Origin of the sequence: Motiliproteus sediminis (assembly GCF_017912535.1) — a bacterium.
GTDB classification, from domain to species: domain Bacteria; phylum Pseudomonadota; class Gammaproteobacteria; order Pseudomonadales; family Balneatricaceae; genus Motiliproteus; species Motiliproteus sediminis.
In genome coordinates this window covers 312,923-333,253 of sequence record NZ_JAERQK010000003.1, presented here as the reverse complement: position 1 = coordinate 333,253, position 20,331 = coordinate 312,923, and the positions used below count along the sequence as shown (strand labels likewise).

The window sequence follows — 20,331 nt, the reverse complement described above, 5'->3', positions numbered from 1 at the left end:
GGCAAGCCTGCCGGAATTTGCGCGGTATTCAGTCGCACACAGAGGGTGCAACAGCCGGGCAATAGCCGCTAGGCATCGATCCGGCGATGGGCCCTCAACATCCACGCAGAAAAGCCGGCAACCAGAAACATCAACGCCGCTGCCAGGGTGAGCGACAGACGCTGCTGCCCCTGAAAGTACTGATAAACACGCAGACAGCCGACACCCACCAGACTATAGAGAAATGGCGCGGCCTCGCAGACTGCAGCGGCCAACCGGGAAACACTGAGGGCCTGCGCGCTGTAGCCACTGATCCATCGGTAGGCGCCCACGCCGTACATCAACGCCCAAGCAACCACGCGATCGGCGAGGTAATCACAAAAACCACTTCGATTCCGGCAACGATAGAGACATAGGCATCGCTTCATCTGCCAATCGACTCAGCATCGCGCAGCTCCCGAACGCTGCTTTAGCATGCCCGACTATAGCGATCTCTGAACGATCTATACTGCCGGCATCTCTCCACTGCGCTTGCGCTGACGCCACCTTGTCGAAGGCCTGCTGACACCGATGACAGACCCGCTGTTTTTGATACTCGATCAGGGCGGCAGCCAGAGCCGCGCGGTTCTGGTGGATGCCCTCGGCACCGTAATCGACAGCCGCTACCAGCCGGTACACACCCGGCGCCCGAGCGATTTTCAGGTGGAGCAGGACCCTTGGCAATTGATTCGGTCGCTGCAGCAAGCTGCCAACACACTACTTAAATCACTGACAGCAGCGGAGCGCACCGCCATTCAGGCTTGCGCCATCGTCTGCCAACGCTCCAGTCTGCTGGCCTGGGACCAGGTCGCCCAGCGACCATTGAGCCCGGTGCTCAGCTGGCAAGACCAGCGCGGCGCAGCCTTTATGCCTGACTCAGCAGCGCCGCTGGAGCAGATCCAACGGATTAGCGGCCTGTTTCCCTCCGCGCATCACGGTGCCAGTAAGTGCCGCTGGCTACTCACTCACGACCGGAAGATTCAGCGTGCCGCGGCGGACAACCGCCTGCTGTGGATGCCCTTGGCAACCTTTCTGGTTCACGCCCTTTGCCATATAACGGCCGTTGACCCCGCCAGCGCCCAGCGCACCCTGCTCTGGAACCGGCACCGCAACACCTGGGATCCATCGTTAGCGCGGCTGTTCCGGCTGGAACCGTGTCAACTTCCTCGGATCCAGCCCAGCCTGAGCGACTGGGGGCATGCCTCACTGGGGCCGCTCTCGCTTCCCTGCCAGCTGCTGGGAGGCGACCAGTCACTGGCCCCCTTCTCGGAAGGGCACCTTGCACCGGGCGAGGTCCGGATCAATCTGGGCACCGGGGGCTTTCTCTGCACCTCGCTACCGGCGCCGCTCGCATCTACCCGGCTGCTAAAGAGCGTGGCCTATAGCGATGAGCGCGAACTTTACACCTGGCTCGAGGGAACCATAAACGGCGCTGGCGCCGCGCTGACATGGGCCCGGGAGCAGGGAGCACGTGACGACCAGCAGGAGGACCCCGGCCTGTTCCTGAACGCGGTGGGCGGACTCGGTTCACCGGATTGGCGGAGCGGGCTACACAGCCGCTGGCTGGCGGATAACGGCCTACGCTCTTTACGCGCCGTCGAAGAAAGCATTCTGTTCCTGCTACAGAGAAATCTCGCCGCCATGAGCCACTGCGGTATCAGCCCCCGAACGCTGAGCCTTGGCGGAGGGCTGTCGCTGCGTCCACAGCTGGCGCAAAAACTGGCCGACCTGACTCAACTCCCCGTCACCCTCGCTGGCGACCATGAGGCAACCGCCCGCGGCGCGGCCTGGGTGCTGGCAGGGCGACCGCAGTCCTGGAGCAGCGGTGGCAAAACGCTGCACCCCACCCCCAACAACGCACTACACCGCCGTTACCGGCGCTGGGATGAGGCGATGCAGGCGTGGCTATCACCCTCAGCCGCCGTGTAGCACCCGCAACATCTGGCCAATATCATCGGTTTCAATCAGCGATGCCCCCCGCTCTGCCAGCGCAATAGCGCGCATCGGATCAGACGTCTCGTAGAGGGCCAGATGATAAGGTAGATCCGGATAACAGGCCGCAAATGGCAGCCGCTGATGATTCAGGAACACCGCCTCCGGAGCCAGTTTAACGACACTTTGCCGCTGTAACTGACACCATTGGGTCAACACTGGCGCGATGCGCGGGTAGCCACGCTGACGAGCCTGCACCAGCACCGGCAGCGAAAAACTGATCAGCACAATCTGCGACCGGCGCGGCCAGATCAGCGGCCACAAGCAATCCAGCACTTGGGCCACACTGAAACCCCGCAACGATACCCGCTTTACCTCCAGATAGAAGGTGATATGCGGGTGCATCTCCAGCATCGGCATCAGCGCACTCAAGGGAAGCAACGGCTCCCCTTCGAACCGGCGCCCAAAGGCTTGCGGTGCATAGGCAGACAGCGCAGCCAGCTCGGCAGCACTCTTCTGTTCCAGCCGCCCGCTGACACCGCAAAGACGCCGCAACTCACGGTCGTGGAACATGAACGGCACTCCGTCAGCACTGAGCTGAACATCACCCTCCAGCGCGGTAGCTCCGGCATCGATGGCCGCTTCAAATGCCACCCGGGTGTTTTCCGGGTAGCAACAACTAAACCCGCGATGGGCAATCAGCTGAAATGAAGACACGGCGCGCTCCGTTCAGAGAAGTTGGGGGATCAGATCATGCTGCCGAAGCAGTTCGGCGGTCAACATGGCAAACAGCCCAGACAAGAAAATCGCATCCATCAGCCCAGCCCCGCCGATAAATATTCCCCGCCGCTGGGCGCTGCGCAAACGCATCAACCGCGACAGATGCAACAGATCTCCCCCGACCAGAGTACCGACGACCGCCGCCAGATAGGCGGCCAGCAGATACTGTTCGCCGCCCAGCCACAAACCGCCGACCGCCGCCACGGTGACCGCTGCGGCCAGATGAATCACGATGCCACGCCGCCGGGACACCCTGCTGCAGGGATAGACCACCACCGCGACCATCAGCGCCAGCAGCGACAGCGGTACCAGCTCCAGCGCCTGCTCCCGAGCAAGATAAAGCCCGAAGAACAGCGGCATCACCACGCCTCCCAGATTGAGATTGATGGTCACCCGCGCCCCTGGCAGCCCGGCACACGCAGGCAGGTTTTCTTCAGCCGCTGGCCGACTGACGGACGAACCGGCATCCACTGCCAGCAACCGCACATTGACCAGACTGAGCAGAATCAGTGCCAGCAGCCCATAGTGAACCTCCCAAGGGGAGAGGGCGAGCTTATGCAGCACCTCGCTCAACACGCCAAGGCGGAAGAAAAGGAACAGTAGCAGCAGTGTGATCAGATAATGCAACCTTGCGACTCCCGTTGCGACACCTGACTGAAGTATGGAGTCCGGGAATAGAGTTGCCAGCAGAGGTTAGTCATCCAATAACGGTCCCACCCGCTGGCGCAGCACTGCGGGCAGCAGATCCAGTGCAGTTTGACGCACCACCGGCAGCAGCAGCTGCCGCAAGCGCGCCTCAAGCTGGCGCCGACCGGTCAAACCGCTGGCGGCACAGCAATCAGCAACGCTATGCCGCTGCAAAATACGGCTGATCAGCAACGCTTTCTCGTCACTGCGCCAATGCGACAGCCCCAGCTGCACGCGCAGAAAGCTGCGCAGAACCGGCTCCGCCTGCTCAAAGCCGCGACCACCCAGCACGTACGCTACCAGATCCATCGCATCCTGAGGGTCGAGCGGCGCATCCGGCTGGTTCGCCGCGGGCGTGGGCGGCGGTTGCTGCGCCAACAGGGTATCCACCAACGTCGGCTCCAGATCCCGATAAGCGCCGGCCAGTTGGGCTTCCAACTGCGCCCAGAAGCGGGCCGCGACGCTGGCCACCAGAGTCGAGGCCTCCGCGTTCAGGGGCTTGAGTACCAACAGCGAATGCGCTCCACTGGCAGCATCACGCTGCAATCCCAGGCGCACCGGTTGGTAACCGGCATGCTGCCAAAACTGTGGCAGATGGTCACTGGCAGCAAAACTGGACCCCAGCAGGTCCGCGCCATCCGCGTTGTCGTCCAGCGATTGCAACAGCCGGCTGCCCAACCCGCAGCGTTGCAGATCGGGGTGCACCGCAATGCGCACCACCCGCTGATAACGGAGGTTGGCCGCTTGCAACCACCCCGATTGTGCGATCAGCGCCTGCGGCAGCAGATGGCCGGCCGGGCGACGCTGACCCAACCACACATCTGTGGCCAGAGACGGATCCAGCGGTCCTTCCCGCAGCGTGAGCATGGCGGCCGCTACTTGTCCTTGGCAACGAATCAGGTGGACCCCCATGCCCGGGGCTTGCAGCAGGTCGCGCAGGTCGTTGGGGGTGGTCTGATAATGGGCCAGTACCAGCAGCGCGAACAACTGGCGCAGCAGCAGCGGCTCGGCCAGCAACGCCTCGCCCTGCCAGCACTCAACCGGCAGTGGCTCCCGGTCCGGCGCGGACTGGGAGGACACATCGTCGAAGCGAGCAGGTTCGGCATCGAGCATCAGGGTGCGATAGAGCCACTGTTCCAGCGGATCCCCCTCTGCCCAACGAATGGGAGCGACCATAGTTAACGCCCGCCAGCCCGGCGTACGGGATGATAATTCCGCCCGAAAGCGCACTTCAAAACCACGTCCGGTACCCTCGTACCCTTGCGTGGTGGTACAGAACACCACCCGGGCATACTGCTCCAGCAGTTGACTTAATAATGGCGCCGGAATCGAAGCGGCTTCGTCCACCAACAAAAGATCAGCCGGCGGCCGCTGGCGCAACAGTTGGTCGGGTGCCATATAGCGCACCTCACCCTGCTGCCAGCGAATGAGATCCTTGGCAACCGAAGCATCGGGTAGCGACGCGGATACGCGCTCAAACAGAGTGTTTACCGCCGCTCGCTTCGGTGCCGTCACCAACACCCGCTGACGCCCCTCGGTGAGCAGGATGGCAGCGGCAATTCCCAGCGCCGCACTTTTACCCCGTCCGCGTTCGGCGGTCACCACCAGCGGACGCCGACGGTGCCCCCTGACTACTTGCAATACCGCGGCCACAACATGGCGCTGATCCTCACCCAGACAACCATGTTGATCAGCAACCGGCGGCGGGGAGCACGGTGCCGGGGCCAACCGCGGCAGGGGCTGCCCTTCCGCCAGCGCCAGCCACTCCTCGCTTCGGCTCAGCTGTCGCAGTAACCAGCGGTCGAATGCGCCGGACCATTGCTCTGGCTTCAGATCAAGCAGCAATACACCGCCGCCAGCAAGGGTGCCGGCGACGATGGCAAGCAGGTCCGGTGCCAACGGCTGCCGGCCATGAAGGATAGCCAGATCAAACTCCTGCCCCAACAACCGGCGCGCCTCGCCAGTGGTGATTCGGTCAACATCGACGGTCAGGGTACGTGAGCAGGCATACACCGCGCCCAGCTCGTCGCGCCAGTGAGCCCGCCATTCGGCACTGCCGGTCAGCCACAACGGCACGCGATGACGCCGTCGAATCGCTGCCCCCTGCAACTCGTTAAGCCAGCGTTGATGATGATAATGAAGTGACACAGGCAGCAGTCCCTAGCCGAAAGGACACATACTAACGGGAATCCATGACCGCGCCCATTCAGGGCTGGATACGATAGCGCACCACAACCGCAGCCCGAACCTCAATATCACCGGCCTCGATCACCGGCGCGGCACCCGCAGCCCGCATGGTCATGGCTTCAAGGCGCACACCCGACAGCGGCCGGGGCGACTGGCTCTCGACCTGCAGCTGATAAAGCGCCCCCAACCCCACACCCGCCGCATCGGCAACACTATCGGCTTGCTGACGCGCCTTTCGGGTCGCCAGTTGCAGCGCTTGCAGGTAATGACCGTCAGCATCAGCCAGGGAAAACTGCAGCTGTCCGACTTCGTTGGCGCCAGCCTCCACTGCGGCCTGAATCCAGAGCGGCAGGCGGGTTAGCTGCTCGGTAACCAGGCGGATCTGATTGCTGACCCGATAACCCACTATCTGGGCCTGCCAATCAGCGCCGGCATCGCGCGGGCGCGGGCTCCACTGAGGCTGCACCGCGAGGGCACGAGTAGTGAGCGCGCCCTGAGGCACCCCGGCACGGTGCAGCGCCTTAACTACGCGCTCACTCAAGCGACCACTCTCGGCCATCGCCGCATCGGCATCACGCCCCACATTAACCACGCCCAACTGCAGCGTCGCCTGGTCGGCGGGAACCTCAAGCACAGCCTCGCCACGCGTCTGCAGCAAGGGCAACGACTCCTCGGCCTGGGCAGAGATCGCCCACACCCACAACGCCGCCACAAAAAGCACAAGTTTGCCCATGTTGTCTATCCCCTTCAGGCGAAATTCAAGGTGAAATATCACCACTTTTTCTATTGACAGCAGGAAGATTATTCACACTTAAAACCAACCTCGCCCTCCCCTGTCGCAGTTAGTGTAGAAACACCTTGGCAGCAACACAACATCAATATAACTAATTGTTTTATATTGATTTATGTATTTGTGTCAAAAATTCACCATTTTGCTGCAAGGCCTGTAACACTGCGGCACGGGGGGATTTGCTCCAAGTTTACTCACACAGTTATCCACAGACTGTGTGGAAAATCCGCCAGACCGTAGAAAGCATAAGGGATTGCGCGGGATCACACAGGTGAGACGAGAACAACAGCAGGTTGAAGCCGCAGAATAAGACGGCCTAAAAAGTAAAAAGGCCGCCAGATCTCCTATCGTGGCAGCCTCTTAAGTATCCTTGTTGCAACTTGCCGAACATCCTGTTGCGGCCAATTCCGTTTGTTCCGTGTTGCAGTAGGTATACTATCGGCCAAATTCGCACCGATAGCTCTAGGAATATTTCCTAAAAACGCACTCGCACAAAAAATTAAGTTCGGCTAATTAAGCCCTGGCAGGATTTAATCCGGTGACCACGGCAGCTTGTTTTCCCGCGCCCGGCTCTTGCTCTCGCAAGACAAAACCCTACAATGGCGGTCCCCCTATCGCTCCTCTATTGAACAGGACGCCAACATGAAAAAATTAGCCTTTCTGGCGCTCGGCTGCTTGCTGAGTCTGTCGGCACACGCCGCGACCTTCACCTTTACCGCTATCCCCGATCAGGACGAAACCCTACTGCGGGAACGTTTCGGTAAAATTGCCAATTATCTCAGTCAGGAGCTGGGCATCGACGTCGCCTACGTTCCGGTCAAATCCTATGCTGCTGCGATTACCGCCTTTCGCAACAATCAGGTCCAGCTCGCCTGGTTTGGCGGCTTGTCCGGAGTTCAGGCGCGGATGCGTGTCCCGAATTCCGAGGCCATCGCCCAAGGCTATGAGGACCAGTTCTTCAAAAGTTACTTTATCGCTCATCACTCTACTGGCTTAGTCCCGGGTGACACGCTGAGCAGCGAACTTCAGGGCAAAACCTTTACCTTCGGCTCCAAAGGCTCCACCTCGGGCCGCCTGATGCCGGAGTTTTATCTTCGCCAGCAGTTCGACCAGGCACCGGAAACTCTGTTCGAACGCGTGGGATTTAGCGGAGACCATTCCCGTACCATCGCGCTGGTCCAGTCCGGCGCCTATCAGGTCGGCGCGGTTAACTACGCCGTCTGGGAGCGCGAACTGGCGGCCGGCAATATTGATACCTCCAGCGTCAGCGTGATCTGGGAAACCCCCACCTACCCCGACTACCAATGGTCAATCCGCGGTGATGTGGACGCCACCTGGGGCGAGGGTTTCAAAGCCAGGGTCAAGCAGGCGCTGTTATCGATGGACGACCCGGAGCTGCTCGCCTCTTTCCCGCGCCAGAGCTTTGTTGAGGCCAGCAACGACGACTTTGCGCCGGTGGCAAAGGTCGCACGCTCTATCGGCTTGATCGACTGATGTCGCCGCCGGTCGCCAATGGCACCGGCCAACCGCTGCTGCAACTGAGTCAGCACAGCCTGGCCTACCAAGGCCAGACGGTGCTGACGGATGTGACGCTCACCATCGCCACCGGCGAGAAGGTGGCGCTGATCGGCGAAAGCGGAGCCGGTAAATCCACCCTGCTCAAGCTGCTGCGATCGCAGCAGCCGCAGCAGAGTGCATACTGCCCCCAACATCTGGGATTGGTGCAGCCCCTTAGCGTGTTTCACAACATCTACATGGGGCGGCTGAACCGCTACAGCTGCTGGCACAACCTCCGCAACCTGATCTACCCGACCGCTGAACGAATGGCAGAGATCGGCGCGCTGGCCGCTGAGCTTGGCATAGCCGGCCACCTGCGTCACTCCGTCGACCGCCTTTCCGGCGGTCAGCAGCAGCGCACCGCGCTGGGGCGCGCACTGTACCAGCAAAGCCCGCTCTTTATCGGTGACGAGCCGGTGTCCTCGGTGGATGAATATCAGGCCGATGCTCTTTTGGCGCTGATTAACCAACGCCACTCAACCGTGGTGGTCGCACTGCATGATCAGCAGTTGGCGCTCAAGCACTATCAGCGCGTTATAGGCTTGCGCGCCGGACGGGTGGTACTGGATGCACCCACCGATCGCCTCAGCAGCACCGAACTGGCCGCCGTCTACCCACAATCATGACCGCCCCTGCCCGCTTCGATACCACCGCCGGCCGCTACCGTCGACTGAGTCTGGGCCTGGCGCTAACCGCTCTGCTGGCCCTCACCCTGGCGGATATCGACTGGGTAAACAGTTCCCCCTGGTTCGAGCTGGGACGGATTGGATGGGGGATGCTGACCCCGGACTTTTTCGGCGTCGAGTCGCTGGCAAGTGCCGTCGCCAACACCCTCGCCTTTGCTCTCCTTGGGGTCGCCGTTGCCAATGTCACCGGGTTTATCTTTGCGCTGCTGTTTCGCTGGCGCCTAGTACAGCTATTCTGCGCCCTGATCAGAGCGGTGCATGAGCTGTTCTGGGCGCTGCTGTTTCTGCAGCTGTTTGGACTGGGCACGCTGACCGGCCTGCTGGCAATCGCTATTCCCTATACCGGCATCTTTGCCCGGGTGTATGCCGAAATACTGGAGGAAGCCGATCAGCGTCCGGCGGAGCTGGTCCCGGTTGGCAGTGGCTGGCTCAGCACCTTTGCCTACGCGCGGATACCACCGGCTTTTGCCCACCTGAAGAATTACGCCCTTTATCGGCTGGAGTGCGGTATCCGTTCAAGCGCGGTACTGGGCTTCATCGGCCTGCCGACGCTGGGGTTCCACCTGGAAACCAGCTTCAGCCAGGGGCTCTATTCGCAGGCCGCAGCGTTGCTTTACCTGTTTTTTGCCCTGATCGCCTCCATCCGCCTCTGGGTGCGCCCCTGGCTGATACCACTCTATCTGGCCATGGCACTCTATTGGCTTCCGTTTGACGGCTACTGGTCCGTGGCCACACTGCAACAGTTTCTGGGCTATGACATTGTGCCGGCGCCGTTACGCGATGCTGGCGTGCAGGCCTTGGCCGAGCCCCGACTCTGGTGGCCCTGGCTGCAGAACCTATTGCTGCAACAGGCGCTTCCCGGCATCGTAAACACGCTGGTACTGAGCATTATCGCCATGGTCGCCTGCGGCATACTGACACTGCTGCTGTTCCCGCTGGTCTCAACCCTGTTTATGCCGCGTCAGGGTCGTTCCACCGGCCACCTGCTGCTGGTGGTGCTGCGTTCAATTCCCGAGCTGATTCTGGCCTTTATCATTTTGCTGGTCACCGGGCCCTCGATGCTGCCGGCCATCATTGCCCTGGCGCTGCACAACGGCGCCATTATCGCCCATCTTATCGGCCGCTACAGCGATGCTCTGTTGCTGCGCGACGACGCCAGCCGCGGCATCAACCGCTACCTGTTCGAAGTACTACCGCGAATCTACCCCCAGTTTCTCGCTTTTTTACTCTACCGCTGGGAAGTGATCATGCGTGAGACCGCGATTCTCGGTATCCTAGGCATCCACACGCTGGGCTTCTTTATCGACTCGGCCTTTGAAGAGCTCCGTTTTGACCGTGCCCTGCTGCTGATTCTGATGACCGCCCTGGTTAACATGGCGCTGGACCAACTGGCTCGCGCCCTGCGGCGACGACTACAACTGGATGCCAACCCGCAACAGGCCCGCTACTGATGACCACTACCGAAGAGCGCTGCAACACCGACTTGGGCAGCTTTGCCCTGCATCGCTATCCCCGCCGCAAGCAGGAAACCCTGCGCGCCTGGGACGCCGCCGATGAGCTCATGCTGAACCACCTGGCCCGGCAGCAGGGAGAGCCGATCCCGCCATCACCACTGATTCTGAACGACCACTTCGGAGCCTTGGCGGTACCCCTCCACGGGACCCGACCGATTAGTGTCAGTGACTCCTACATCAGCCAGCTCTCTACCCGCGCCAATCTGGAGAGTAACGGCCTCGACCCGACTGCCGTTACCCTTGAGCACAGCCTCACACCGCTACCACCGGCCCCGCCGCTGGTGCTGATCAAGATCCCCAAAACCCTGGCGTTACTGGAGCATCAGTTGCGTTGCCTGCGCGAGGTGCTACAGCCGCAAAGCCGGATCGTTGCCGGAGCCATGCTTAAGACCCTGCAACCGTCGGTGTTTGTCCTGTTCGAACGCTGTATCGGCCCGGTCACTACGTCGCTGGCGAAAAAGAAAGCACGGTTGCTATTCGCACAGTTTGATCCCGCGCTGGAACCGGGCCCATCACCCTTCCCCAGTCGCTACACCCTGGAATCCCCGCGGCTGGAGCTGGTCAACCATGCCAATCTGTTTTCTCGCGAGAAGCTCGACATCGGCACCCGCCTGCTACTGGCCAACCTGCCGACGGGTGACCACTACCGTGACATCATGGACCTGGGCTGCGGCAACGGCGTACTCGGAGTATGCATCGCACGGGAGCACCCCGATGCCAGGCTCTATTTCCGCGACGAGTCCTTTATGGCAGTGGCGAGCGCCGAGCACAACTTTCGTACAGCGTACGGTGAGACACGCCCGGCCCACTTCGACGCCGGGGATTGCCTGACCGGCGTGACGGACAACAGTCTGGATCTGATTCTGAACAACCCGCCGTTTCACCAGCAGAACGCGGTGGGCGACCACATCGCCCGGCGCATGTTCGCACAATCACTGCGGGCGCTGCGCCCCGGCGGTGAGCTGTGGGTGATCGGCAACCGTCACCTGAGCTACCACGTGCAGCTCAAGAAACTGTTTGGCAACTGCCGGGTTGCGGCCAGCAATCCCAAGTTCGTGGTACTGGTGGCGCGAAAGCGTTGATGACCACTGATAAGCGGAGCTGCCCCCCGCCACCACACAACCCTTCAACGTCGAACCACAACTGCGGGGGAGCTAACTCGCAGCAGCGTTAAGGCATGAACCCGATGGGTTCGCAGGGGTGTTCCGGATTGTTCATCATGCGCCGGGCGGTGGATGGGGGCCGGGTTGATAGTAGCTCTCCAACTCGTCGGCAGGCACCATACTGCCGCCGGTCGTCCACACCAGATGAGCGGCGTTGGCCAGATAAGGCACCAAGCCGTTATCCTCCAGATAGCGCTGTCCCTGTGCCAGCAGTCCCAGCGGTCCCGCCAAGCCTGCCACCGCCGAAGGCTCCATCGCCACCCCTTCACTGTCACGCAGTAACGCCAGCAGCCGGTAAAGGCTGTCGTCACTCAGGGTATAGATACCGCTCAGCAAGGGTTGCATCAGTTTGCCCACGAAGGATGAAGAGCGGCCACAGGCCAGTCCATCGGCACAGGTCCGGTTATCGAGACCGATATCCTGCACCGCTATCTGCTGAAACAAGCCCGTGTGCATGCCGAGCAACATACAGGGCGACTGGGTCGGCTCGGCAAAGAAGCAATGCACGTGGGGACCAAACTGCTGCTTGAGACCAAAGGCGATACCGCCGGGAGCCCCGCCCACGCCACAGGGCAGATAAACCAGTAACGGCCGCTCTGCACTGACCTCGATCCCCTGCGCCGCGAGCTGGGGCCGTAAGCGCTGAGCAGCCACCGCGTAGCCCAAAAAAAGGTCACGCGAATTTTCATCATCGACAAAATGGCAACGCGCCGTCGCCAGCGCTTCAGCCCGACCTTCAGCAACCGCGGCGCTGTAATCCCCCGGATGTTCGACCACCGTCACCCCCAGCGCACGCAACCGAGATTTCTTCCATTCACGGGCATCGGATGACATATGCACCACCACGCGAAAGCCGAGAGCGGCCCCCATGATGCCGATGCTTAGGCCGAGATTGCCGGTCGAGCCCACCACCAGACTATGGCGGGCAAACAGTGTGCGCGCCGCCGGCGAAGCGAGAGTGCGATAATCACTATCGGGAGTCAGCAAGCCAGCGTTGGTTGCCACCTGCTCAGCCACCTTGAGTACTTCATGGATGCCACCCCGTGCCTTGACCGAGCCGGACACTGCCAACGCGTGATCACATTTGAGCAGCAACCGCCCCGGCAGCGCCAAACCGGCCAACCGTTGCAGCGCTGCCTGGGCCGCCGGGATCTCACGCAGCGGCGATTCGATCAACCCGCCGTCGGCAGCGGTGGCGGGAAACTCGGCGGCGATATAGGGCGCAAAGCGCTGCAACCGCGCCGCGGCCTGGTCAATGTCAAGCTGATCGCTGGCGGACCCGGGATCAGACAGGTAGCGAGGGTTGAACCACCACTGTTCCTGCAGCGCCCGTAACCGCCGTACCACCGGATCGTTAACCAACGACTCCATCATCCCGGACTCCACGCTATGCATGCCAAGAGTTGCAACCGATACCGCCGCACCTCGCCCGGCATGTAACCGCCACCTGCGTATCCCCCCTTCAGGCGGACCGCGCCAACATGGGCTGTGCCAGCAGTTCGCTAAGCGACTCCAGCCGATTCTCCGTGCGCAATTGCTGAAACAACACCTCTGCCTCCGGGTAACTGCGCTTGAGCATGGCCAGCCACTGTTTCAACCGTCCCGGCGCATGCCGGGGCGAAACCCGTTCACACACCTCAGCAAAAAATCGACTCAGCTCCACTTGCAGCTGTAACCACTCCAGCGCCACCGGTGCCTGCCCTGCCAGGGCCTGGCGGATCTGTAGCGCCAGGCCCGGCCGGGCCACCAACCCACGTCCAAGCATGACCGAATCACAGCCGCTCAGCTCACGGCAGCGGAAATAATCTTCGACGGAGCACACATCACCATTGGCAACCACAGGAATGCTCAGCGCGGCTCTGATTCGTCCGATGGCGGGCCAGTCGGCACTGCCCCCGTAGCCCTGCGCCTTGGTGCGACCATGGACACAGAGCTCATCAGCACCACCGGCTTCGATCGCCACAGCATTATCCAATGCCAGACGGCTGTCGTCATAACCCAACCGCATTTTCGCGCTCACTGGCAGCTCTGCCGGCACCGCGCTGCGCACCGCTGCCACAATCCGCTCAATCAACGCCGGCTCCTGCAGCAACACCGCACCGCCGCGGCTGCGATTAACCGTTTTCGCCGGACAACCGAAATTGAGATCAATCGCCGGTGCCCCGAGCGACGCGGCGCGCCGGGCACAAAGCGCCAACAACGCCGGATCGCTACCCAGTAACTGCACCCGAACCGGCACGCCGGAAGGCGTGCAACCACCACTGTTTAGCTCCGGACAAAGACGGTAAAACACCTTGGGCGGTAATTCGGTTTCGGACACCCGCACGAACTCTGTCACCGCACGGTCTAAACCGCCGATACGGGTCAGGGTGTCGCGCATAACCGCATCCACCAGCCCCTCCATCGGGGCCAGAATAAGTTCATTCACGCCTTTCTCCGACGGGCTTGATCTGGGCGTGGCAGCTTATCATGACGCCCCTGTGCGACCAAAGATGCATAGGCAACACGCTCCAATGACCTAGGATAAACCCTTACTTACCCCTCACCCTGAACGGGAGCCCCAGAATGAGCACCAACGAACTGCTACTGCGCGAGGATCAGGGAGCCATCACCCGGCTCACCCTGAATCGCCCCGCGGCGTACAACGCGCTGTCGCTGGAACTGATGGAACGGTTGATCGACGAGTTCGCCAACATTGCCGCCGATACCCGGATCAGCGTGGTGATCCTGCGCGGCAGCGGGCGCGGTTTCTGTGCCGGTCACGATCTCAAGCAGATGACCGAGGGTGCGGATCACGAGCTGCAGCAACGCACCTTTGCAACCTGTTCCCGCCTGATGATGACAATCACCGAGCTACCCTTGCCGGTAATCGCCGAAGTACATGGCATCGCTACCGCCGCAGGCTGCCAACTGGTGGCCACCTGCGACCTGGCGGTGTGCAGCGACGATGCGCGCTTCGCAACGCCGGGAGTCAACATCGGCCTTTTCTGCTCCACGCCGATGGTGGCGCTGACCCGAAATATAGCGCCCAAACACGCCATGGAGATGCTGCTCACGGGAGAGATGATCAGTGCGCAACGCGCTTACGAAATGGGCCTTGTCAACCGGGTGGTAACCGCCGATGAGCTGCCGAAAAGCGTGATGACACTGGCAGAAACGCTGGCATCGAAATCCTCGGCAACGCTGGCAGTAGGCAAGCAGGCCTTCCATGCGCAGTTACCCCGCTCGTTGGCTGATGCCTACGCCCACTGCAGCGAGGTGATGACCTGCAATATCCAGAGTGAGGACGCTCAGGAAGGTATCGACGCCTTTCTCAACAAACGCACACCACGGTGGAAAGGACGCTAGCCGCACTCCTCTAAAACCAACACACGTTTGATTCCAAATCGGCGAGCGACCGAAGCTGCCAGTCCGCGCTCTCTGAATACCTGCACCTCGCCGTCGCAGGTCAACGGCAACAGCGCGTCATCTTCATCCCTGAGAAGGAGCACCCAGCCCTGCTGGCCCTGCTCCACTATCGCGGACTTGAGAGCTCCGATAGCGCAGCCAGTCTGCACATCGAAGAACTCCATAGATCACTCCAGAGGTTAAATAAGGCGGTACCGCCTAAGCATAGCACCGCTGTGACAAAACGATGCTTCAGCGCCACTGCTTCGCTACTATTAGCCTCTCAGCAAAGGAGAACCACTGTGCAGATCGATCTCAATCAGCTACCCGCGGATCAGGTGTATTTCACCATGATTCAAACACTGATCCCTCGCCCTATCGCCTGGGTGTTGTCGAGCAACGAAAACGGCAGTCTCAACCTGGCTCCCTTCTCTTACTTCAACGCGGTCGCCAGCAACCCACCGCTGGTAATGATCTCACTGGGCAAGAAGCCGGACGGCACCCCCAAGGACACCCGCGTCAACATCGAAGCGCGCAAGCAGTTCGTGATTCACCTTCCTCACGCCGGGCAACTGGATGCAATGAACCAGAGCGCCATCACGCTGCCGGCCGGCGAATCGGAACTTGAGCACCTCGGCCTGGAAACCGACCCCTTTCCCGGCAGCCCGGTGCCGCGCATCAGGGGCAGCCGGATTGCGTACGCCTGCGAGCTTTACGAAATTCATGAGATCGGTGCCACCCCCCAGGCGATGATTCTGGGCAAGGCCAATCAGATCTACATCGATGACAGCGTTGTGGTGACAGATGCCAAAGGGCGGGTCAAGGTCGATGCCAGCCGGGTCGACCCGATTGGTCGATTAGGGGCTTCCGAGTATATGGCGGCGGGCGAGGTACTGGTGCGCCGGCGTCCGGCCTAAGGGGATAATATCCGCGGTAAGGCCAGTGCGACCGCCACGCCGTTGTCGCGATTACTGGCCGCTACGGTGCCTCCGGCCGATTCGATGATCAGACGAACAACATACAGGCCCATTCCCAGATGCGGGCAGTCAGTGGCCTGACCGCCGCGACCGGTCACCAATGACTCGAACAGGCTACTCTGCAGCCCTTCAGGTATTGGCGCACCCTGATTGAACAGACTGAGTTGCCAGCTATCGGCACCCGGCTCCAGGTTCAGGGTAACCTCGCTGCCGGCCGGTGCAAAGTCGGCGGCGTTGTCTAACAGCTTGTCCAGAGCCTGCTCCAGCCGCAGCGGGTTGGCCTGCGTCCAGGCCTCCTGCGGCAGCCCCCCCAGCACCAGTCGGTGGCGGCGATACTGATCCCGGTGATCCAGCATGTAACGCCGCACCAGCCCACTTAGCTCCACCGGCTCCAGACGCTCTTCCTGCAGCGCCTCCTCCAGGCTGGTAGCCTCAGCCAGCGCAGTCAGAATCAGGGTGAGACGTTCCACCCCACGTTCCGCACTGTCGATATAACGTCGCTCATGATCGCCGAGCGAACTGTCACGCAACATCTGCAGCGAGGTACCGATGGTATTGAGCGGATTACTCAGTTCATGGCGCAACGCTCGTGGCATCCGCTCAAGGTAAGAGGTGTAGTGCTGCAGTCGCCCAAGCAGGGTACTGATCTCGGTTCCCAGCTGCCCCAGCTCGTCACTGCCCCGCTGCGCTTCCGGTAGCAATGGGCTGACAACTCGGCCACGCTCGTCGAGGCTTTTTCGGGTTGCAGAGCCCAGCTGACGAATGCGCCGCGTGAGCCGCGCACCAAACCACAGCAACCCCAACATAATCAGCCCAAACACCGCCGCAGTGAGAGCCGCGGTTTTCACCAACGTCGTGCGTTGAAGATCAAGAATCTCCCGCGTCGCAACCTCAACCAGCACCACCCCGATCACCGCGTCACCAGCGCCTCTAATGGGTTCGGCAGCCAGGATCCGCTCCTGCCCGGCGCTTCGGTAACGGTCGATTACCGAGCTTCCGGCCAGCGCCTTGTGCACACTCTCCGAGGCCCGCTGCTCCAGCCCCGGAGTAGCGCTGTGAAAGTTGGAAACCGCGCGAACCACCGCCTGCCGATCCAGCACCCGAATATGGCGGCCGGATTGACGCAACCCCGCGATTAACCGCTGCAGCTCCGGCGCATGCAAGTGAACCGCACGCCCACGATGGCTGCCGCTGGCCAGCACCGCGCCGGGCGTACGCGCCACACTATTGTCAACATCCACGGCCGCCAGCCACACTCGCGGGTCCTCTGCCAAGGCAGCCAGGGGCAGCTCGATCTCTACCTGATAACCGCCCTCACGCTCCTGCCAGTTAGCCTGTAGCGGCACCTTGACGGGGCCAACCGGGTGCCGCCAGAAGCGATCCGCAGCATAGACTTCCGCGAGTCCGATCGCTTCCGCAGCGATCACCAATCGCTGCGCGGCACCGCCGTATCGCAGCGCCAGGCGCAGATGGTCGCTGCTATCCAGCGCTGCGATCGCGGGGTGGCGAAATACCCGGGTGGGATCGTCAACCTGCACCATCAGCCACAATGTTGCCCCACGTTGCGCCAGCCGGATGCGCATGGCGAAACCAGCGTTACCGTCAGCGCCCCGTTGGGGTGGGATCGCTATCGGTCTGATGCGCGGGTCCCAGTCGTCGTCGTAACCGTCCAGCACCATGTACTGGTCGGTAGGCCAGGCGTACAACGCCTCTTCATCGGCAGGCAGCGGCGAAGAGGCGAGCAGGTCATCACGCTGCTGCAGAAGCGTGGCTACCGCCTGCGCCGTAAGCTGCTGGGCATTTTCCTGCCCGCGAAGCAGAAACTGCTGCATGTCCTGCAGATAGTGATAACCAAGGAAAGGCAGCAGTAACAACCCGGAACAGAGCCACAGCAGGGTTCTGCGCAGACTCATCAGCACCCATCTCCACGCCAGCGGTAGCCGGCACCATAGACGTTTTCCAGCGCTGCGAATTGAGCGTCGATCTGTTCGAACTTACGCCGGATATGGCGGATATGGGTATTAAGGGTGTTATTGGTCACACAGGTTTGACGGGTAACGGCCGCCAACTCGTCGTACGTGGTCACCACCCCGGCGCGGGCGACAATCTCTGCCAGCAGGTTGCATTCGGTCACCGTCAGCGGTACATCAACCCCCTGCCATTTGACCGCTACCCGATCCCGATCCAACTGCAACCCCTGCGGAGAGGGAGCGTCGACTGCGGGCGTTAGCGCACGGCGCTTGGCAGCCTTGAGCAGCGCGCCGACCCGCTCAACCAGCAGAGTCAGCGAAACCGGCTTGGTTTGATAGTCCCACGCCCCGAGACGCAGACCAAACACCTGATCAATCTCATCGCTGCGGGAGCTGAGAAAAATAACCGGCAGCTCCGGGTAGCTGCCAAGCAGATCCGCACACAGCTCAAAGCCGGCATCGGCTTCATCACCCAGCATGACGTCAAGGAGTACCAGATCGGGCTTGTGCTGCAGCAGACCTGCACGCGCAGTCACGCGATCAGCATACGCAGCAATCCGATAGCCGCGCCGGCGCAGGGCCTCTCCATAGTTATGGCGCTGATCTGGATCATCTTCGACTACTGCAATTAAGGCAGGCAACGGCTTACTCCGCTTGCAAACAAAGCGCTAAAGGTAGCCTATCGGGAAGGGGGTAACAACGCACAACGGCCCTGTCAGGGTCAGGAAGCCAACTCCGCGCACACGGCACTGCGAAAGTTGTCCAGCAAGCGGCTCAGGGAGGCCCGCTGAGCCGGATCAGCATTCGCCAGGTGGTCCTGCAGCCGACCAATATCCTGTTCCAATTGGGCGGCGCTGTAGCCGTAGTTCTGCGCTCGCCAGCGAAGATGCTGAAGCTCAAACAGCAGGCGCTCATATTCCTGAGTGTAATGAGTCATGGTTGTCTTCCCTGACTGAAAAAGCAAACGGCTAACACAACAAAATGACAGCTTCTCAAGACTAAAGCCGAGGTGATATATATCAAATAGGAATAAATCCTAAACTGCCCTGCTCCGCCCCCATGTAGTGACTTTTTATACACATGCTGAGTTTCTTTAACGCTTTCGACACCCTATCGTCACACAAACCGGAAAACTTCCTTAAAAACACCATTGACAACAACTACTCCGTTGTAATTAAACATGCTTTTTAGATTGGTTATTTTTTAACCAGATTGTCGCTAGCGGGCTATCTATCGCGCTTTCAGGCATCTTTTCAAAACTGACTCACAGACTTATCCACACCTTCTGTGCATAGCTATCTGCAGCCCTTATAGCGACAGCCCTCGTGCCGTTTTGCCGGACGCCACGAAGGCAGAAACAGAGGTCGATAGACAGAACAAACCCTAGACCAAAGTCTAACCACATCGTGATCAACTAGACGAAAAAAAGCCTCGCAAAGCGAGGCTGAATCCGGCGACTCTGGACCTGTCGCGGAACCGGTAGTCGAACTACCGGCGAGGGGATGCACCAATTGCAACTCAGACGATCTGCTCTGCCGGGTCGTCGTCCATCAGAGCAGTGAACGCGATGGTGTAGACAGAGAGTAACCAGCCTGAAATAATTTCCCTAATTTATAGTTTCTATTTTCGTCATCATTCCTATGAATATTGATCGTATCGATTTGAATCTACTGGTTTACCTGGATGTGTTGCTGCGCGAGCGCAACGTCACCAAGTCGGCCAGCCAGTTGGGATTGAGCCAACCGGCGATGAGTAACGGTCTGCGTCGTCTGCGCGACCTGTTTGAAGACCCGCTGCTGGTGCGAACCAGCGATGGCATGACTCCGACCGAGCGCGCGCTGGAGTTGCAACCCGTGGTGAGGGAAGCACTGGCGCAACTGGAAAAGGCAATTCAGCCACAGGTACCCTTCGATGCCGCCACCTCTGACCGGGTATTTCGAGTGATGGCCAGCGACTATGCCGAATCGACACTGCTGCCGCAGGTACTCAGCCGCCTGCGGGTCGAAGCACCCAACACCACCCTCGATATCATGACCCCCAGCGACGTCAGTTTTCTCGACGTCGAGCAGGGCAAGGTAGACATGGTGATCAACCGCTTCGATTCCATGCCGCAGTCGTTTCATCAAAAAAGCATCTGGAGCGATACCTTTTCCTGCGTCATCAGCCGCGATAATCCCATTCTTGATAACTTCGATCTCGATGCTTATCTGGGCGCCCACCATGTTTGGGTAAGTAAAACCGGCTGGGGAGTTGGCGTAGGCATCAATCCACAGGATGTGCAGCGTCTGGGCTGGGTCGACGAAGCGCTCAACCGCCTGGGTAAGAAGCGCAACATCACGGTGTTCACCCGCCACTACACAGCGGCCATGATTCTGGCCGAAGGACGCGACCTGGTAGTGACCCTGCCGTCCCGCGCAGCCAACCTGCTCAAGAACAGCCCCTCCGTGGTAATTCGCAAGCCCCCCTTTGATATTGATCCCTTTGATCTTAAGATGGCCTGGAGCCCGCTATTGCAGCACAACTCTGGCCATCAGTGGCTGCGCCAGTTGATCAGTGAAGTGGCGGCAACCATGCCCAGCGACAGCTGAGCGCACACCGAAAAGCATTCAGCAAACGAATAGTGAGCATAATAACGATAAATTAGATAAATTCTGGTCCCTCGCTTTAGAATGGATTCACCTTA

The 20,331-nt window shown here is 60.5% G+C and carries 19 protein-coding genes; 8 read left to right on the top strand and 11 right to left on the bottom strand.

All coding sequences use genetic code 11. The features are described from left to right. Window positions 1-68 precede the first annotated feature (68 nt). Window positions 69-407: a hypothetical protein gene (locus JJQ76_RS08430; protein ID WP_210396322.1), complete on the bottom strand. Its 339-nt coding sequence runs from the start codon at window positions 405-407 to the stop codon at window positions 69-71. A 142-nt stretch (window positions 408-549) separates the two neighbouring features. Here JJQ76_RS08430 and JJQ76_RS08425 point away from each other — a divergent pair, with 142 nt between their 5' ends. Continuing rightward, a complete protein-coding gene (locus JJQ76_RS08425; protein ID WP_210396321.1) occupies window positions 550-1,947 on the top strand; it encodes an FGGY family carbohydrate kinase in 1,398 nt (465 codons plus the stop codon). On the opposite strand, the gene JJQ76_RS08420 is transcribed toward JJQ76_RS08425, so the two are convergent. The 4 genes from JJQ76_RS08420 to JJQ76_RS08405 form a co-directional block, all read right to left on the bottom strand. Then, window positions 1,933-2,667 carry a glycerophosphodiester phosphodiesterase family protein gene (locus JJQ76_RS08420; protein ID WP_210396320.1) on the bottom strand — a complete coding sequence of 245 codons (735 nt, stop codon included), beginning with the start codon at window positions 2,665-2,667 and terminating at the stop codon, window positions 1,933-1,935. The two genes, JJQ76_RS08425 and JJQ76_RS08420, sit on opposite strands and share 15 nt — an antisense overlap. A gap of 12 nt (window positions 2,668-2,679) precedes the next feature. Then, window positions 2,680-3,357, bottom strand: a complete 678-nt coding sequence (locus JJQ76_RS08415; RefSeq protein ID WP_210396319.1) for a DUF1614 domain-containing protein — start codon at window positions 3,355-3,357, stop codon at window positions 2,680-2,682. Between the two features lie 66 nt (window positions 3,358-3,423). After that, a complete protein-coding gene (locus JJQ76_RS08410; protein ID WP_210396318.1) occupies window positions 3,424-5,565 on the bottom strand; it encodes a tRNA(Met) cytidine acetyltransferase TmcA in 2,142 nt (713 codons plus the stop codon). A gap of 58 nt (window positions 5,566-5,623) precedes the next feature. Beyond that, on the bottom strand, window positions 5,624-6,337 hold the full coding sequence (locus JJQ76_RS08405; protein ID WP_210396317.1) for an SIMPL domain-containing protein: 714 nt from the start codon (window positions 6,335-6,337) through the stop codon (window positions 5,624-5,626). A 699-nt stretch (window positions 6,338-7,036) separates the two neighbouring features. On the opposite strand from JJQ76_RS08405, the gene JJQ76_RS08400 reads away from it, so the two are divergent. The 4 genes from JJQ76_RS08400 to JJQ76_RS08385 are packed head-to-tail and all read left to right on the top strand — an operon-like array spanning window position 7,037 to window position 11,233. Then, complete coding sequence (locus JJQ76_RS08400) at window positions 7,037-7,888, top strand: putative selenate ABC transporter substrate-binding protein (protein ID WP_210396316.1); 852 nt, start codon at window positions 7,037-7,039, stop codon at window positions 7,886-7,888. Beyond that, on the top strand, window positions 7,888-8,577 hold the full coding sequence (locus JJQ76_RS08395; RefSeq protein WP_210396315.1) for an ATP-binding cassette domain-containing protein: 690 nt from the start codon (window positions 7,888-7,890) through the stop codon (window positions 8,575-8,577). The genes JJQ76_RS08400 and JJQ76_RS08395 overlap by 1 nt, the downstream gene beginning before the upstream one ends. Next, on the top strand, window positions 8,574-10,088 hold the full coding sequence (locus JJQ76_RS08390) for a PhnE/PtxC family ABC transporter permease (RefSeq protein WP_210396314.1): 1,515 nt from the start codon (window positions 8,574-8,576) through the stop codon (window positions 10,086-10,088). The genes JJQ76_RS08395 and JJQ76_RS08390 overlap by 4 nt, the downstream gene beginning before the upstream one ends. Continuing rightward, complete coding sequence (locus tag JJQ76_RS08385) at window positions 10,088-11,233, top strand: methyltransferase (RefSeq protein WP_210396313.1); 1,146 nt, start codon at window positions 10,088-10,090, stop codon at window positions 11,231-11,233. The genes JJQ76_RS08390 and JJQ76_RS08385 overlap by 1 nt, the downstream gene beginning before the upstream one ends. Before the next feature lie 135 nt (window positions 11,234-11,368). Here JJQ76_RS08385 and dsdA read toward each other — a convergent pair whose 3' ends face one another. After that, a complete protein-coding gene (gene dsdA, locus JJQ76_RS08380; protein WP_343232501.1) occupies window positions 11,369-12,688 on the bottom strand; it encodes a D-serine ammonia-lyase in 1,320 nt (439 codons plus the stop codon). A gap of 88 nt (window positions 12,689-12,776) precedes the next feature. Then, window positions 12,777-13,742: a tRNA dihydrouridine synthase gene (locus JJQ76_RS08375; RefSeq protein ID WP_343232500.1), complete on the bottom strand. Its 966-nt coding sequence runs from the start codon at window positions 13,740-13,742 to the stop codon at window positions 12,777-12,779. 137 nt (window positions 13,743-13,879) lie between these two features. On the opposite strand from JJQ76_RS08375, the gene JJQ76_RS08370 reads away from it, so the two are divergent. Then, window positions 13,880-14,662, top strand: coding sequence for an enoyl-CoA hydratase (locus tag JJQ76_RS08370; protein ID WP_210396312.1), 783 nt, complete (start codon window positions 13,880-13,882; stop codon window positions 14,660-14,662). On the opposite strand, the gene JJQ76_RS08365 is transcribed toward JJQ76_RS08370, so the two are convergent. Further along, window positions 14,659-14,886, bottom strand: coding sequence for a hypothetical protein (locus JJQ76_RS08365; RefSeq protein ID WP_210396311.1), 228 nt, complete (start codon window positions 14,884-14,886; stop codon window positions 14,659-14,661). The genes JJQ76_RS08370 and JJQ76_RS08365 overlap by 4 nt on opposite strands. Before the next feature lie 117 nt (window positions 14,887-15,003). Here JJQ76_RS08365 and JJQ76_RS08360 point away from each other — a divergent pair, with 117 nt between their 5' ends. After that, window positions 15,004-15,618: a flavin reductase family protein gene (locus tag JJQ76_RS08360; protein ID WP_210396310.1), complete on the top strand. Its 615-nt coding sequence runs from the start codon at window positions 15,004-15,006 to the stop codon at window positions 15,616-15,618. Here JJQ76_RS08360 and JJQ76_RS08355 read toward each other — a convergent pair. From JJQ76_RS08355 to JJQ76_RS08345, 3 genes are all read right to left on the bottom strand, one after another. Further along, on the bottom strand, window positions 15,615-17,591 hold the full coding sequence (locus JJQ76_RS08355) for an ATP-binding protein (protein WP_210396309.1): 1,977 nt from the start codon (window positions 17,589-17,591) through the stop codon (window positions 15,615-15,617). The genes JJQ76_RS08360 and JJQ76_RS08355 overlap by 4 nt on opposite strands. Further along, on the bottom strand, window positions 17,591-18,289 hold the full coding sequence (locus tag JJQ76_RS08350; RefSeq protein ID WP_210396308.1) for a response regulator transcription factor: 699 nt from the start codon (window positions 18,287-18,289) through the stop codon (window positions 17,591-17,593). The genes JJQ76_RS08355 and JJQ76_RS08350 overlap by 1 nt, the downstream gene beginning before the upstream one ends. An 80-nt stretch (window positions 18,290-18,369) precedes the next feature. Further along, the gene (locus tag JJQ76_RS08345; protein WP_210396307.1) at window positions 18,370-18,585 is read right to left on the bottom strand and encodes a hypothetical protein; all 216 of its coding nucleotides are present in this window, start codon (window positions 18,583-18,585) and stop codon (window positions 18,370-18,372) included. A 703-nt stretch (window positions 18,586-19,288) separates the two neighbouring features. Here JJQ76_RS08345 and JJQ76_RS08340 point away from each other — a divergent pair. Further along, entirely contained in the window at window positions 19,289-20,236 is a 948-nt protein-coding gene (locus JJQ76_RS08340; RefSeq protein WP_210396306.1) for a LysR family transcriptional regulator, read from the top strand. Window positions 20,237-20,331 lie beyond the last annotated feature (95 nt).

What these genes read in the sequence shown, in the direction of transcription:
- JJQ76_RS08430 (WP_210396322.1), bottom strand. Translation starts at nt 407, where the DNA reads ATGAAGCGATGCCTATGTCTCTATCGTTGCCGGAATCGAAGTGGTTTT.
- JJQ76_RS08425 (WP_210396321.1), top strand. Translation starts at nt 550, where the DNA reads ATGACAGACCCGCTGTTTTTGATACTCGATCAGGGCGGCAGCCAGAGC.
- JJQ76_RS08405 (WP_210396317.1), bottom strand. Translation starts at nt 6,337, where the DNA reads ATGGGCAAACTTGTGCTTTTTGTGGCGGCGTTGTGGGTGTGGGCGATC.
- JJQ76_RS08400 (WP_210396316.1), top strand. Translation starts at nt 7,037, where the DNA reads ATGAAAAAATTAGCCTTTCTGGCGCTCGGCTGCTTGCTGAGTCTGTCG.
- JJQ76_RS08395 (WP_210396315.1), top strand. Translation starts at nt 7,888, where the DNA reads ATGTCGCCGCCGGTCGCCAATGGCACCGGCCAACCGCTGCTGCAACTG.
- JJQ76_RS08390 (WP_210396314.1), top strand. Translation starts at nt 8,574, where the DNA reads ATGACCGCCCCTGCCCGCTTCGATACCACCGCCGGCCGCTACCGTCGA.
- JJQ76_RS08385 (WP_210396313.1), top strand. Translation starts at nt 10,088, where the DNA reads ATGACCACTACCGAAGAGCGCTGCAACACCGACTTGGGCAGCTTTGCC.
- dsdA (WP_343232501.1), bottom strand. Translation starts at nt 12,688, where the DNA reads ATGATGGAGTCGTTGGTTAACGATCCGGTGGTACGGCGGTTACGGGCG.
- JJQ76_RS08370 (WP_210396312.1), top strand. Translation starts at nt 13,880, where the DNA reads ATGAGCACCAACGAACTGCTACTGCGCGAGGATCAGGGAGCCATCACC.
- JJQ76_RS08365 (WP_210396311.1), bottom strand. Translation starts at nt 14,886, where the DNA reads ATGGAGTTCTTCGATGTGCAGACTGGCTGCGCTATCGGAGCTCTCAAG.
- JJQ76_RS08355 (WP_210396309.1), bottom strand. Translation starts at nt 17,591, where the DNA reads ATGAGTCTGCGCAGAACCCTGCTGTGGCTCTGTTCCGGGTTGTTACTG.
- JJQ76_RS08345 (WP_210396307.1), bottom strand. Translation starts at nt 18,585, where the DNA reads ATGACTCATTACACTCAGGAATATGAGCGCCTGCTGTTTGAGCTTCAG.
- JJQ76_RS08340 (WP_210396306.1), top strand. Translation starts at nt 19,289, where the DNA reads ATGAATATTGATCGTATCGATTTGAATCTACTGGTTTACCTGGATGTG.